Here is a 12,435-nt window from a genome sequence, read left to right as displayed (position 1 = left end):
ACCGCACTGCTGCATACCGCAAGCACAATCAGTCCAGGAGGACATCCAGTGGCGAAGGCGAAGTTCGAGCGGACCAAGCCGCACGTGAACATCGGCACCATCGGTCACGTCGACCACGGCAAGACCACGACGACCGCGGCCATCACCAAGGTGCTCGCTGACAAGTACCCGGACCTCAACGAGAGCTTCGCGTTCGACCAGATCGACAAGGCTCCCGAGGAGAAGGCTCGCGGCATCACGATCAACATCTCGCATGTTGAGTACCAGACGGAGAAGCGTCACTACGCTCACGTCGATGCCCCGGGTCACGCCGACTACATCAAGAACATGATCACCGGCGCTGCTCAGATGGACGGCGCGATCCTGGTCGTGGCCGCCACCGACGGCCCGATGCCCCAGACGCGTGAGCACGTGCTGCTCGCCCGCCAGGTCGGCGTGCCCTACATCCTCGTCGCCCTGAACAAGGCCGACATGGTCGACGACGAGGAAATCCTCGAGCTCGTCGAGATGGAGGTCCGCGAGCTGCTGGCCGGCCAGGAGTTCGACGAAGAGGCTCCGGTCATCCCGATCTCGGCTCTGAAGGCTCTCGAGGGCGACGCCAAGTGGGTCAAGTCCATCGAGGATCTGATGGCTGCGGTCGACGAGTCCATCCCGGACCCGGTTCGTGAGACCGACAAGCCGTTCCTGATGCCCGTCGAGGACGTCTTCACGATCACCGGTCGTGGCACCGTCGTCACCGGCCGCATCGAGCGTGGCGTGATCAACGTCAACGAAGAGGTCGAGATCGTCGGCATCCGCCCCGAGTCGACCAAGACCACGGTCACCGGCATCGAGATGTTCCGCAAGCTGCTCGACCAGGGCCAGGCGGGCGACAACGTCGGTCTGCTGGTTCGTGGCATCAAGCGCGAGGATGTCGAGCGCGGCCAGGTCGTCGTCAAGCCGGGCACCACGACTCCCCACACGGAGTTCGAGGGCCAGGCGTACATCCTGTCGAAGGACGAGGGTGGCCGCCACACCCCGTTCTTCAACAACTACCGTCCGCAGTTCTACTTCCGTACGACTGACGTGACGGGCGTTGTGACCCTCCCCGAGGGCACCGAGATGGTCATGCCCGGTGACAACACCGAGATGTCCGTCGTGCTGATCCAGCCGGTCGCCATGGACGAGGGCCTGCGCTTCGCGATCCGTGAGGGTGGCCGCACCGTCGGCGCCGGTCGCGTCACGAAGATCATCAAGTGAGCTAGTTCTCACTGACGCCTGGGGCGCTCACTCCTTCGGGAGTGGGCGCCCTTCGGCGTTTTCGGCGCCGGTGCGGGCCCGGCTTCGCGGGGACGCCGTCCCGTCAGGCGAATGCGCGTTTCGTGAACGAGAGCAACTCGCGCAGAGCAGGCGAGATCTCCGGCCTCCAGACGAGGGCAAGCACCGCCTCGACGTCGACGTCGGCGATCACCCGCGACGCCAGATCGGGGTACGACGTGGCCATCGACTCGCTGAGGATCGCCACGCCCAGCCCGCGCGTCGCGAGGTCTGCGACGGCGTCGGGGGCGCTGGCCTGCAGGGCGATGGAGGCCCGGCAGTTCAGATCCGCACACCCCCGGTCCAGGACCGTGCGAATGCCGGTGCCGGGCGGCAACGTCACGAGTGGATGCGCGCACACGTCGGCGAGCGTCACCGACGACAGCTGGGCCAGCGGATGGTTGCCCGGGACCGCCGCGACGAGTCTCTCGCGCACGACGGTGAACGAGTGCAGCCCGGCGGGCTCCGCGCCCGCGACCCCGACGAGCGCCAGGTCGACGGCGCCGGCGCGGACGTCGTCCACGAGCCGATCGGAGTTGTCCTCCCTCAGGCTCACGTCGATCCCCGGATGCGCCCGATGGAACGAGGACAGGGCGTCGAACAGCGGCGTCACGGTGCAGGCGGTGACCATGCCGACCTCGAGCCGGCCCCGCACAAGTTGGTTGACGTCGTCGACGGCGTCACGGACCGCGCGGGCGGCGGCCAGTGCGGCGCGGGCGTGTGCGAGGGCGGCCTCTCCGGCCACGGTGAGCGCCGCGACGCGCGTCGAGCGGTCGAACAGCGGGGCGCCCAGATCGTTCTCGAGCTGTCGGATCTGTGCGCTGATACCCGATTGGCTGACGTGTACGCGCGCGGCGGCGCGGGTGAAATTGGCTTCCTCGGCGACCGCGACGAAGTACTCCAGCTGACGCAACTCCATAACTGTGGATTCTAGATATCAGCAGAACTATCTGTTGGAGTTCTGGAATGAAGTGATCGAGGCTGGTACGGACGGATTCGGTAGCTACGAGAGGACAGATCGATGACGAAAGCGGATGTCGAGAAGGCGATGACCCCCGAGGACCTCACGAGGTTGTTCGTGGAGCGGTCGAACGCCGGGGACGCGGACGGCGTCGCCGCCCTCTACGAGGAGGACGCTGTGATGGCATATCCGCCGGGTTCCGTCACGGTGGGTCGCGCGGCGATCCGGGACCTGTGGGCTCAGGTGCTCGCGCACGCGCCGCGCTTCGAGCCGGAGCCGCCGCTGCCGACGCTCGTCAGCAGCGATCTCGCGTTGACGTCCACGCCGCCCCGAGACGGTGCCGGGGCCCGCGCGCAGGTCGTGCGGCGTCAACCGGACGGCAGCTGGCTGCGGGTGCTCGATCAGCCGGAGTTCGTCCGGCCGGCTCAGTAGCCGGCGACGCGCAGCCCGTGCGCGGCCGCGTAGGTCACGGCCTGGTTCATTTCGATGCGGGCACCACCGAGCTTCGCCGACGTCCACAGCGAGGGATCGACGCGGGCGCCCTCGAGATCGGCGTCGTCGAGACGGAGGTCGCCCGTGCGGGCGCCGGTGAGGTCGGCCCCGCGCAGGATCGCCTTGCGCAGGTCCGCTTTGACGAGATTCGCCTCCCGCAGTCTGCAGCCCGACAGGTCGACGCCGCGCAGGTCGATCTCGCCGAGGGAGGCGAGCGTGAAGTCGACTTCCTCGAGGGTGAGCGGACGGATGCGGGAGTCCCGGATGACCGATCCGAGGAAGCTCGAGTGGCGGAATGAGCTGTCCCACATGCGGGTGTACTCGAAGTGGCAGTTCCGGAACGCGGAGCCGCTGTGTTGTGAACCGGTGAGGTCGGCACCCGTGAAATCGCAGTCGGTGAACGTCACCGATTCGGTGACGAGGCCCGAGAGGTCGGTGTCGCGGAACAGGCAGCCCACGTAGGAGCGGTGTTGCCAGCTCTCGCCGGAGAAGTCGGCGTCCGAGAAGTCGTCCCCCTCGAAGGAGGCATCGTCGGTCGAGAGTCCGGAGTCCGTGTCACGCATGGGGTCAGTCTCCTCCACCCTCGGACTCGGGCTGCGGCCGCGGGGCGGGCACCGGCGGTTGGTCGGTGCGATCGAGGTGGAGCAGCACCCGGACCGCCACGTCCGCGATCGCCGAGCCGCCCAGGGCGGCCGTCGTGGTCGCGGCGACGCGGTCCGCGGCGTCGGTCAGGGCCGCGATGTCGGTGCGCGGGTCGGCCTCGACAGTGACCTGGATCGTGGCGAGCCCGCGGTCGGAAAGCGCGCGTCCGCGGGCCCGGCGCACCCCCGGCAGCCTGGCCAGTTCGGCCGCGACGCCGGTCGCGATCGGGCCCAGATCGATCGACACCGGGGTGTCGGTGACGCTCTCGAGCATGCCGGTGGGCGCGGCCCTGCGGCGACTCAGGTCGACGGCCAGGACGACTATCCCGAGCACGAGGCAGACGCCGATCGTCGCGCCGAGCGCCCAGTGCCACCACGGTTCGTCGGGGACGGCGACGACGCGGTCGCGGTCGAGTCGGCCGACCGCGTCGCGCACGGCCGCGACATCGCGGTCCCACGCGAGCGCCGCCGCACCGAGGCCGGCCAGGACGAGACCGATCAGCAGGACGAGGAGGCGGTTGAGTGCCGCCGGTCCGCGCTTCATGCCCGCCGCCGGTCGCGCGTGCGGATCTTCACCCGGAGTTTCAGCGGGCGGTCGAGAACGTCGAGGCTCGCGCGCACGGAGTCGGCGACGGCCTGTTCGAGCGCCGCTACGGCCTCCCCGGCGACGGTCTCGTCCGGACGCACGTGGACGGTGGACCGTCGGCGATCGACCGTCGTGTGCGCGACGGCCACACCGGGCACCGTGCTGGCCCGCGCGCTGCACATGCGCGCGACGTCGACCGGCCGCATCCACGTGGTCGGAGCGCCGGTGGCCGTGCGGAGCGCGACGTGGGTGCGGGTCCGCGGAGCGAGCGCGAGCAGGACGCACAGTATCCCGACGGCAAGTGCGGCGATGGCGGCCGGGACGAGCCACTGCTGCCAGTGCAGGCGTCCGATCCACTCGAAGGTGTTTCGCAGCCAGGGCGCGCCGCCGATCACGCCACGGGCGATCAGCAGTTCTCGTGCGGCGACGGCGGCGAGCGCGAGGAGTCCGATCGCCGTCACCACGGCAGCAGGCACGGCCGCCGGCGCGGCGGTCGGCGGCCGCGGCGGGGTCACGATGTCGGCAGGCGCGGGCGTCGGGCACGCGCCGCCGTCGGACTCGTCGGCGGGAAGGGCCTCGGTGCCCGCGACGAGGACCTCGAGGCGCTGCAGTGGACGGCCGGTCAGGTCCTCGATCTGCTTGCCGACCTCCCGGTGGACCCGGCGGGTGAGTTCGGCGACGTCGCAGGGCCACTGGACTCCGAGATACAGGTTCAGCGCCACGGACGCGTCGCCGGCGGAGACGTCGGCACGTGGGAGATCGCGTCCGGTGAAGCGGGTCAGCCCGCCGCCCTGAGCGACGACGCCGGGTACCCCGAGCGCCGCGGTGGTCGCGATCTTCTCGTAGGCCCGGTCCTTGATGACGAGGCCTCCGCGGGTGCCGGGATCGTCTTCCGGGGTCTCAGCCACGGCCGCGGGACCGCAGTAGGGCGCCGAGGTCGAGGTGGCCGTCACGGTGCGCGCCGATCGCCATGCCCACGGCACCGAGCAGCACCGCGAACACGAATCCGCTGAAACCGCCGAGGATTCCGGCGAGGGCGAGGAGCAGGCCTGCGATCAGTCCCATACCCGTACTGCTCATGTCCGTGGTCCTGTCTCGTCGTGGGGAAGTTCGTCCGTCAGGTCCTCGATGGTCACGTCGACGGGCACGCCGACGACCGCTCGGACGGCGTCGCGAACGCGATCGGCGGTCGCGATCAGGTCTGCCGGATAGCGCAGGATCACGTGGACCGCGCACGCGTCCGCTCCGATGCTGATCCCGGTGATCCGCCGCCCCGGCAGATAGGTCGCGACCGTCCCGAACTCGCCACCGTGCAGGCCCGAGACGCCGGGTACCGCGAGCGCGGCCGCGGCGGCGAGGTCTGCGATGTCGGGTGCTCGGATATCGGCCTCGGTCACTGGACCCTCGGCTTGGCGTCCACCTCGGAGCCGGAATCGTTCTCGTCGAACAAGACCACGTCGAAGACGGTGATGTTCACCTCGGTGACCTCGAGCCCGGTCATGTTCTCGACGGCGGCGATCACGTTGCGGCGGATCCCGGCCGCGAGTTCGTGCAGCGCGACGCCGTATTCGGCGACGATGCCGATGTCGATCGCGGCCTGCTTCTCGCCGACCTCGACGGCGACGCCCTGGCCGTGGTTGACGCGCGCACCGGGGATACGGTCGCGCAGTGCCCCGACGACGCGTGCGGTGCCACCGCCGACGTCGTAGACACCGTCGATCTCGCGAGTCGCGATGCCGGCGATCTTCGCGACGACGGCGTCCGCGATGATCGTCCGCCCCTGCGAGCTGACGAGGTCGGACGAGGGGCCGCTCCCGAACTGCACCGGAGCGCGGCCCGCGCTCGAACTGAACGAACCCGGATCAGTGGTCATCGTCGCTCCTCTTCCGGCGCCCTCCCGATGCGGTGCCGGTCGAAATCAACTGTAGTGACCGGGGTGGGGTGGCGCCGGAGATGGCGGCGCCCGGCGACGGGGTGTCGCGCATCACGGCGATTTGGTAGAACATGTTCCAGTTGTGTTCGAGTGGTCGGAGTGGTCCGAGGGGATGGCAGGGATGAGCAGCACCGAGAAGGTCGACGGTCCGGTCGTGATCGTCGGGGCCGGCCTGGCGGCCGTCCGCGCGGCGGAGGAACTGCGCCAGTCCGGGTACGACGGCGAACTGGTCATTGTCGGCGACGAGGCGCACCTGCCGTACGACCGGCCGCCGCTGTCGAAGGAGGTCGTTCGGGGCGAGAACGACGACACCACCCTGCGACCGCGCGAGTTCTACGACGAGCACCGGATCGCGCTGCGCCTCGGCTCCGCCGCGACCGGACTGGACCGGGCGGCACGACGGCTGCTGTTGGCCGACGGCAGCGAGGTCGAGTACGGCGAACTGATCGTCGCGACCGGCCTGACCCCGCGCCGCATCCCCGGCCTGCCCGACCTCGCGGGCGTGCACGTCCTGCGCTCGATCGACGAAAGTCGGGCGCTGCGAGCCGATCTCGGCGAGGGCAAGCGTGCGCTGGTCGTCGGTGCCGGGTTCATCGGATGCGAGCTGGCGGCGAGCATGCGGGCGCTCGGCATGGAGGTCGTCCTGGTCGAGCCGCAGCCGGCGCCGCTCGCGTCGGTGCTCGGTGCGCAGGTCGGCGCGCTCGTGGGACGACTGCACGTCGAGGCCGGCGTCGACGTCCGAGCCGGTGTCGGGCTGGCCGAACTCACCGGCGAGGGACGCGTCGTCGGTGCCGTCCTGACCGACGGCACCGAACTCGAGGTGGACGTCGTCGCGATCGGTATCGGTTCGACGCCGGTCACCGGGTGGCTCGAGGATTCCGGTATCGAACTGGACAACGGTGTGGTGTGCGACGCGGTCGGCCGAACCGGTGACCCGCACGTGTGGGCGATCGGCGACGTCGCGGCGTGGACCCTGGGAACGGGTGAGTGCAAGCGCGTCGAGCACTGGAGCAATGCCGGTGACCAGGCGAAGATCCTGGCCGGCGCGCTCACCGGCACTGGCGATCCGAACGCGCCGACGCAGGTTCCGTACTTCTGGAGCGACCAGTACGGCCTCAAGATCCAGGCGCTGGGCGCGGTGTCGGCCACCGACGACGTCCACGTCGTCAAGGACGACGGCCGCAAGTTCGTCGTGTACTACTCGCGGGACGGCGTCCTCACCGCCGTCGTGGGTGCGGGATCGGCCGGCGCGGTGATGAAGATGCGCGCCAAGATCGCGGCCGGGGCGCCGATCGGGGAACTGCTCGAGTCCGCCCCTGCCTGAGCGGGCTAGATTTGTCGGGTGATCGTTGCGCTCATCGACTCGGGTCTGGGACTGCTGCCGACGTCTGCGTGGCTGCGTCGATTGCGGCCCGATCTCGACCTGATGCTGTCGCTCGATCCCGAGGGCGCACCGTGGGGTCCGCGCGACGAACGCTGGGTGATCGACCGGGTGGTCGGGACCGCGCGTCGTGCGGTGGACCGCGGGGCCGAGGTCGTCGTGCTGCCGTGCAACACCGCGAGCGTCACGGCGCTCGAGCACGTCCGCGCGGACCTGGGGGACTCGATTCCCGTGATCGGCACGGTGCCCGCGATCAAGCCCGCCGCGGCGGTGTGCGACTCGGTGGCGATCTGGGCGACGGCGGCCACGACCGCGAGTGACTACCAGGCCAATCTCGTGAAGGAATTCGCGAACGGCAGTTCGGTGGTGGGGGTGGCGTGCCACGGGCTCGCCGACGCGATCGACCTCGGGGACGTCGAGGCCGCGCGGGCTGCCATCGCCGCGGCCGCCGCCCGCACCCCGGACGACGTCACCGGTGTCGTGCTGGGCTGCACGCACTACCCGCTCGTCGCCGACGAGATCGCGGCGCACCTGCCGGACGGGGTGGCGCTGTTCGACAGCGCTGAGGCCGTGGCGGCCCAGACCCTGCGCCGGATCGACGCCCTCGGGCGGGACACCACCGGCCAGGGCACCGTGGAGGTCCTACTCAGTGGGACTCGCGGCGAGCTGCCGATCAGTGCCGCGAACTTCGACGCCGGACGGCTCCTGCTCGCGGCGCCGTCGCGCTGACGGTCCGGCGCGGATCGTCGGCGTCAGCCCAGGCGCGCCATGCCCGCGGCCACGACCTGCGCGACGGGGTCGAGTTCCTCACGGTGCTGCCGGGGGATGTCGTCGAGATCGCGCAGCCGGTCGTTGCCGGCCGCGGAGAACATCGCGGCCACCCACGCATTCGCGCACGCCCGCAGAGTTCCCGGCCGGACCGGGACCGCGGCGCTGGCCTCGAGGATCCGCACCGTGGCGTCGTGCAGGTACGACCGGAAGCGGCGCAGGTAGTCGCGGACGTCGGGGTGCGATTCGGCCTCGCGCCAGATGATCACCCGCATCACCGACGAGTGGTGATCGCGCAGGTTGAGCGCGTTGTCGAGGTTCACCAGGCTCGTGGCGGGATCGCCGGGAGCGACCAGCGGCGCGAGGTCGTCGAGCGGTTCGGCCGGGAGTCGTTCGGCGAGCAGGGCGGTCAGGATGTCCGCCTTGGTGGGGAAGTAGTAGAAGATCAGGCCTTTGGGCACCCCCGCCGCCCCCGCGACCGCGGCCGTGGACGTTGCGTCGAAGCCGTGGGCGGCGAACAGCGTCTCGGCGGCGTCGAGGATCTTCTCGCGGGCGTCGCCGTCGGTCTTCACGCTTCGTCGCCGACGCGGACGCGGCGGCATGGGGGTGCCTTCCGGTCGGAGTGGATCAGTGTGCGGCCACCCCTCCGTGCCCATGCATTCGCGAACTCATCGCCGGCATTCCGACGACGGACACCACGACCGCGAGTGCCCCGACCACCCACGCGGTCCAGGCTGCCCCGGTCATGGTGTGGAAGTTCATCACCCACGGGGAGATGAACAGCAGCACGCCGAGCACGCCCATCGCGTAGTCCGCCGCGACCATCTCCGGTCGAGCCATGTGGAGCAGTCCGGCGACCGCGATCAGCACACCGAGCACGATCAGCGACCACACCGCCGCGTTGTTGGTATCGAGCCACAGTGGGGAGAGGGCTGCGTAGGCGCCGATGATGACGGCCGCGTAGTCCTGCCAACGAGTTGATGCCTTCATGACCAGCCTCCTAGGGAAAGGATCGTGTCCTCCATCCTCAGTGTCACGCTGACTGACCGGCCGATCAATGTTGTCCGGATTGCACTGACGTCACGGGTTCGTGCAGTTCCGGCCACGACGGGTACGGATGCGGGAAGGGCCCGACCCACCGGACGGTGGAGTCGGGCCCTTCCTGGGACCGGGTGCCGAGTGTCAGAACTCGATCTTGAGGTGATCGGTCACCGGCTTGGCCTGGCAGCCCAGGATGTAGCCGTTGGCGATGTCCTCCTCGTCGAGGACGCCGGCGTGCTCCATGGAGACCTCGCCCTCGATGACGGTGCAGGCGCAGGAGCCGCACTCGCCCTCCTGGCAGGAGTAGGGCACGTCCAGGCCCTTCGACAGCATCACGTCGACGAGCGTCTGCTTCCGCGGCCAGCTGAGGTTGTGCTTCTCGCCGTCCAGCTCGATCTCGACGGTGGCGGCGTCGGCAGCCTCCTCGGCGGTGACCTCTTCGAGCTCGACGTCCGCGAACGGGTCGCCGCTCAGCGAGTTGAAGACCTCCGCGTGGACCTGCGAGCGCGGCATCCCGGCCTGGGCCAGGGCCTCGTGGATGGTGTCCATGAACGGGCCGGGGCCACACATGAAGGCCTCGTACGAGGTGTACGGAGACACCAGCGTCGCGAGCTGGGTCACGCTGGGCAGTCCCTGCACCGTCTCGATCCAGTGGATGATCGTCAGGCGGTCGGGGTACTTGGCGGCGAGCTCACGCAGCTCGGCGGCGAAGATCACCGACTCGACGTCGCGGTTGCCGTACAGGAGGACGACCTTGCCGCCGCCCTGGGTCAGCGCCGACTTCAGGATCGACATGACGGGCGTGATGCCGCTGCCGCCGCCGAAGAGCAGGAAGTCGTGGTCGAGGGACTTCGGGGTGAAGACGCCGGCCGGAGGCAGCACCTCGAGCTGGTCGCCCACCTTCAGGTTGTCGCACAGCCAGTTGGAGCCGTAGCCGTCGGCGGTGCGCTTGACGGTGACCTTGGGGGCGTCGTCGGTGAACGGCGAGCTGGCCAGGGAGTAGCAGCGCGCGACCGAGCCGGTCTGATCGCTCGGGATGCGCAGCGTCAGGAACTGGCCGGGCTTGTACTGGAACTTGCTCTTCATGTCCGCGGGGACGTCGAAGACCAGCGACCGCGAGTCGGGGGTTTCCTCGATCACCCCGGACACGGTGAGCACCGCGGATCGAGAGCTGTGCGGCACGTCGATAGTGGTCATGCGAACTCTGGTCCTCTCGTGGATCAGTGTAGAACGTTTAGAACGTGTTCTAGTTTCAGCGTAGCAGCGTAGCGACGCTACCGGGGCGATGGTAATTCGCCTCTTCCGGCTCCCGCTGATCGGGAGCATTCTCGAGCGCGCGCACGAATCCTCGAGGCGTCAGGCCTCGAGGACGAGCCAGCCGCCGTGGTGGTCGAAGACGTCGAACGGTCGCCCCGTCGATGCGCCGAGCTCCCGCAGTGCGTCGGCATCGAAGGTGCGGACGTGTCCGTGGCACGCCGTGGCCTCGTCCTCGTACGGCACGGCGACGACGACGCGTTCGCGCGCGATGCGCAGGGCCTCGGCGACGACGTCGGCGCCGGTGCGGGCGTCGACGTGCTCGAGGAGGTGGACCGCGGTCACGGTGTCGGCGCTGTCGTCGGGCACCGGGACGTTCGCGGCATCGCAGACGAGCGTGCTGATCGGGATGCCGAGGCGGGGTGCGACGGCGTCGAGCAGGGTCATCGTGCCCGGCAGGATGTCGGTCGCGGTGACGGGGACGCCGGCGCGGGCCAGGCGCAGGGGCAGGAAGCCGAAGCACGAGCCGAGGTCGAGCACCGAGCCGCGGACCAGTGCGGCGGCCTTGTCGTGGATCGGCGCGAAGTCCGCGGTGCCGTCCAGTAGTTCCTCGAGCGAATTGCGGTAGTAGACGGTCCACGACTCGAGCGCGCCCGGCACCGTGGAGCGCACCAGTCCGACCATCGTGAGTTCGAACTCCGTCTGTCCGAAGTCGGCGTCGCCGATCGACGCGGTCACCTCGGCGACCAGCCGCTCGCTCAGCGCTTCGGGGCCGAGGGCGTGCCGGACGTGCAAGCGGTCCCCGCTGCGGGTCAGGGTGATCGGACCACTCGGGACGCGTTCGACGGTGACGTGGTCGTGCGACCACAGTCCCGGGGCGCAGGGTGCGAGCGAGTCGAGCGTCATGGGGCGGTTCCGTTCAGTAGCGGCTCGTGCAGTTCGGACAGTCCGGTGTAGAGCATCCGACTGCCCTTCGTGAGCAGGTCGATCAGGTCGGCCGAGTCGTCGGCCAGCCACGTCTCGTAGGCGCCCATCGCGACGCCGAGCATCAGGTAGCCGACGGTTCTGGGCAGCTGATCGGTGGCCTGGAGGTGGAGCCGACCGGCCACGTACTCGGCGATCACCTTGCGCCATCCCTCGTACATCACGACGGAGTACGCCTGCAGTGCGGGGACCACGAAGATCAGTTCCATGCGCCGGCGGTGGCCGTCGGTGACCTCGGGCGGGAAGGTGTTGAACTCGAGAACCGCCGCGACGAGGTTGTCCAGGATCGGCTCGTCGTCGGGCATCTCCGCGAGCAGGGTGCGCATCTCGGCCAGATGCGCGTCGAAGTCTCCCCACGGCACCGCGTTCTTCGACGGGAAGTAGCGGAAGAACGTGCGACGCGCGATCCCCGCTGCCTCCGCGATGTCGTCGACGCTGGTGTCGTCGAACCCGCGAGTGGCGAACAGGTCGATGCCCACCGCCGCGATGCGGTCGCGTGTGGTGGTCGGCCTCCGGCCGATTCGCGACGACGGGTTTCTACGACTGCGCACTCCTGTGACCTCCTTCACTAGTCATTGTGCACCCGATGCCATTACAGTGGTGAGTCGAGTCACAGTGAAGAAGTCACTATGACCGCAGATCCCGCTGCTGGGGTCCGATTTGGAGGAGGAATCGATGTCCGATCGCGACAGTGTCATTTCTGCCAACGAGAACTCGCTCGTCGAGGAGTCCCTCGTGGAAGAGGTTTCCATCGACGGCATGTGCGGCGTGTACTGATCGTGTCCGAACAGGCCCTCGGCTCCGGCTCGTCGGCCGGCACGATCGATCTCGACGCGGCATGGAAGCTCCATCCGCAGGTGGCGCTGCGCCCCGAACCTTTCGGGGCGCTGCTCTACCACTTCGGGACGCGCAAGCTCTCGTTCCTGAAGAACCGGACCATCGTCGAGATCGTCGAATCGCTGCCCCAGCACCCGAACGTCGGGGCAGCCCTGCGAGCGCACGGCATCGAGGAGGATGCGGCGCGGCCGTATCTGCGCGCCCTCGGCACGCTCGCCGACTCGCACATGATCGTGCCGTCCTGATCCCAGCCTCTTCTTC

At 69.3% G+C, this 12,435-nt stretch carries 18 protein-coding genes; 6 read left to right on the top strand and 12 right to left on the bottom strand.

Translation table 11 applies throughout. The features are described from left to right. The first annotated feature begins 48 nt into the window (after positions 1–48). A complete protein-coding gene (gene tuf / locus A6I89_RS14180) occupies positions 49–1,239 on the top strand; it encodes an elongation factor Tu (RefSeq protein ID WP_005518275.1) in 1,191 nt (396 codons plus the stop codon). Positions 1,240–1,342: 103 nt separating this feature from the next. Here the strand turns inward: tuf and A6I89_RS14175 are convergent, their stop codons facing one another. Next, positions 1,343–2,215, bottom strand: coding sequence for a LysR family transcriptional regulator (locus A6I89_RS14175; protein WP_022597422.1), 873 nt, complete (start codon positions 2,213–2,215; stop codon positions 1,343–1,345). A gap of 102 nt (positions 2,216–2,317) precedes the next feature. On the opposite strand from A6I89_RS14175, the gene A6I89_RS14170 reads away from it, so the two are divergent. Further along, a complete protein-coding gene (locus A6I89_RS14170) occupies positions 2,318–2,689 on the top strand; it encodes a YybH family protein (RefSeq protein WP_022597420.1) in 372 nt (123 codons plus the stop codon). Here A6I89_RS14170 and A6I89_RS14165 read toward each other — a convergent pair. The 6 genes from A6I89_RS14165 to A6I89_RS14140 are packed head-to-tail and all read right to left on the bottom strand — an operon-like array spanning position 2,683 to position 5,849. Beyond that, on the bottom strand, positions 2,683–3,312 hold the full coding sequence (locus tag A6I89_RS14165) for a pentapeptide repeat-containing protein (protein ID WP_022597418.1): 630 nt from the start codon (positions 3,310–3,312) through the stop codon (positions 2,683–2,685). The genes A6I89_RS14170 and A6I89_RS14165 overlap by 7 nt on opposite strands. Positions 3,313–3,316: 4 nt before the next feature. Further along, entirely contained in the window at positions 3,317–3,934 is a 618-nt protein-coding gene (locus A6I89_RS14160) for a hypothetical protein (protein ID WP_013416926.1), read from the bottom strand. After that, the gene (locus tag A6I89_RS14155; protein WP_022597416.1) at positions 3,931–4,884 is read right to left on the bottom strand and encodes a DUF6286 domain-containing Asp23/Gls24 family envelope stress response protein; all 954 of its coding nucleotides are present in this window, start codon (positions 4,882–4,884) and stop codon (positions 3,931–3,933) included. The genes A6I89_RS14160 and A6I89_RS14155 overlap by 4 nt, the downstream gene beginning before the upstream one ends. Beyond that, positions 4,877–5,056 carry a hypothetical protein gene (locus A6I89_RS14150; RefSeq protein ID WP_005518282.1) on the bottom strand — a complete coding sequence of 60 codons (180 nt, stop codon included), beginning with the start codon at positions 5,054–5,056 and terminating at the stop codon, positions 4,877–4,879. Before A6I89_RS14150 ends, A6I89_RS14155 begins: the two co-directional genes overlap by 8 nt. Then, positions 5,053–5,373, bottom strand: coding sequence for an Asp23/Gls24 family envelope stress response protein (locus tag A6I89_RS14145; protein ID WP_005518284.1), 321 nt, complete (start codon positions 5,371–5,373; stop codon positions 5,053–5,055). The genes A6I89_RS14150 and A6I89_RS14145 overlap by 4 nt, the downstream gene beginning before the upstream one ends. Further along, positions 5,370–5,849, bottom strand: coding sequence for an Asp23/Gls24 family envelope stress response protein (locus A6I89_RS14140; RefSeq protein ID WP_022597412.1), 480 nt, complete (start codon positions 5,847–5,849; stop codon positions 5,370–5,372). The genes A6I89_RS14145 and A6I89_RS14140 overlap by 4 nt, the downstream gene beginning before the upstream one ends. Before the next feature lie 172 nt (positions 5,850–6,021). Here A6I89_RS14140 and A6I89_RS14135 point away from each other — a divergent pair, with 172 nt between their 5' ends. Together A6I89_RS14135 and A6I89_RS14130 are read left to right on the top strand one after the other, a co-directional pair. Beyond that, a complete protein-coding gene (locus tag A6I89_RS14135; RefSeq protein WP_080559339.1) occupies positions 6,022–7,233 on the top strand; it encodes an NAD(P)/FAD-dependent oxidoreductase in 1,212 nt (403 codons plus the stop codon). Positions 7,234–7,251: 18 nt separating this feature from the next. After that, positions 7,252–8,019, top strand: coding sequence for a glutamate racemase (locus A6I89_RS14130; RefSeq protein ID WP_005518299.1), 768 nt, complete (start codon positions 7,252–7,254; stop codon positions 8,017–8,019). 23 nt (positions 8,020–8,042) lie between these two features. Here A6I89_RS14130 and A6I89_RS14125 read toward each other — a convergent pair whose 3' ends face one another. The 5 genes from A6I89_RS14125 to mftR form a co-directional block, all read right to left on the bottom strand. Continuing rightward, entirely contained in the window at positions 8,043–8,660 is a 618-nt protein-coding gene (locus A6I89_RS14125) for a TetR/AcrR family transcriptional regulator (protein ID WP_005518300.1), read from the bottom strand. Positions 8,661–8,685: 25 nt separating this feature from the next. After that, positions 8,686–9,048, bottom strand: a complete 363-nt coding sequence (locus A6I89_RS14120; RefSeq protein ID WP_013416921.1) for an SPW repeat protein — start codon at positions 9,046–9,048, stop codon at positions 8,686–8,688. Positions 9,049–9,240: 192 nt separating this feature from the next. Continuing rightward, the gene (locus A6I89_RS14115) at positions 9,241–10,296 is read right to left on the bottom strand and encodes a ferredoxin--NADP reductase (protein WP_005518302.1); all 1,056 of its coding nucleotides are present in this window, start codon (positions 10,294–10,296) and stop codon (positions 9,241–9,243) included. A gap of 159 nt (positions 10,297–10,455) precedes the next feature. After that, positions 10,456–11,259 carry a mycofactocin oligosaccharide methyltransferase MftM gene (gene mftM / locus A6I89_RS14110; RefSeq protein ID WP_005518303.1) on the bottom strand — a complete coding sequence of 268 codons (804 nt, stop codon included), beginning with the start codon at positions 11,257–11,259 and terminating at the stop codon, positions 10,456–10,458. Further along, positions 11,256–11,888 (bottom strand): mycofactocin system transcriptional regulator, encoded by a 633-nt coding sequence (mftR, locus tag A6I89_RS14105; protein ID WP_005518304.1) that lies wholly within the window; start codon positions 11,886–11,888, stop codon positions 11,256–11,258. Before mftR ends, mftM begins: the two co-directional genes overlap by 4 nt. A 124-nt stretch (positions 11,889–12,012) precedes the next feature. Here mftR and mftA point away from each other — a divergent pair, with 124 nt between their 5' ends. Both mftA and mftB read left to right on the top strand, forming a co-directional pair. After that, positions 12,013–12,114, top strand: coding sequence for a mycofactocin precursor MftA (gene mftA, locus A6I89_RS14100; RefSeq protein ID WP_022597409.1), 102 nt, complete (start codon positions 12,013–12,015; stop codon positions 12,112–12,114). Next, positions 12,099–12,419 carry a mycofactocin biosynthesis chaperone MftB gene (gene mftB, locus A6I89_RS14095; RefSeq protein ID WP_022597407.1) on the top strand — a complete coding sequence of 107 codons (321 nt, stop codon included), beginning with the start codon at positions 12,099–12,101 and terminating at the stop codon, positions 12,417–12,419. The genes mftA and mftB overlap by 16 nt, the downstream gene beginning before the upstream one ends. Positions 12,420–12,435: the final 16 nt, after the last annotated feature.

The sequence above is a fragment of the Prescottella equi genome, from assembly GCF_002094305.1.
Lineage (GTDB): Bacteria > Actinomycetota > Actinomycetes > Mycobacteriales > Mycobacteriaceae > Prescottella > Prescottella equi.
This window is presented reverse-complemented; position numbering and strand designations above follow the sequence as displayed.

Bases quoted from the DNA above. Each gene is read 5' to 3' on its own strand.
- A6I89_RS14175 (WP_022597422.1), bottom strand. From the start codon at position 2,215: ATGGAGTTGCGTCAGCTGGAGTACTTCGTCGCGGTCGCCGAGGAAGCC.
- A6I89_RS14170 (WP_022597420.1), top strand. From the start codon at position 2,318: ATGACGAAAGCGGATGTCGAGAAGGCGATGACCCCCGAGGACCTCACG.
- A6I89_RS14165 (WP_022597418.1), bottom strand. From the start codon at position 3,312: ATGCGTGACACGGACTCCGGACTCTCGACCGACGATGCCTCCTTCGAG.
- A6I89_RS14160 (WP_013416926.1), bottom strand. From the start codon at position 3,934: ATGAAGCGCGGACCGGCGGCACTCAACCGCCTCCTCGTCCTGCTGATC.
- A6I89_RS14150 (WP_005518282.1), bottom strand. From the start codon at position 5,056: ATGAGCAGTACGGGTATGGGACTGATCGCAGGCCTGCTCCTCGCCCTC.
- A6I89_RS14140 (WP_022597412.1), bottom strand. From the start codon at position 5,849: ATGACCACTGATCCGGGTTCGTTCAGTTCGAGCGCGGGCCGCGCTCCG.
- A6I89_RS14135 (WP_080559339.1), top strand. From the start codon at position 6,022: ATGGCAGGGATGAGCAGCACCGAGAAGGTCGACGGTCCGGTCGTGATC.
- A6I89_RS14125 (WP_005518300.1), bottom strand. From the start codon at position 8,660: ATGCCGCCGCGTCCGCGTCGGCGACGAAGCGTGAAGACCGACGGCGAC.
- A6I89_RS14120 (WP_013416921.1), bottom strand. From the start codon at position 9,048: ATGAAGGCATCAACTCGTTGGCAGGACTACGCGGCCGTCATCATCGGC.
- A6I89_RS14115 (WP_005518302.1), bottom strand. From the start codon at position 10,296: ATGACCACTATCGACGTGCCGCACAGCTCTCGATCCGCGGTGCTCACC.
- mftM (WP_005518303.1), bottom strand. From the start codon at position 11,259: ATGACGCTCGACTCGCTCGCACCCTGCGCCCCGGGACTGTGGTCGCAC.
- mftA (WP_022597409.1), top strand. From the start codon at position 12,013: ATGTCCGATCGCGACAGTGTCATTTCTGCCAACGAGAACTCGCTCGTC.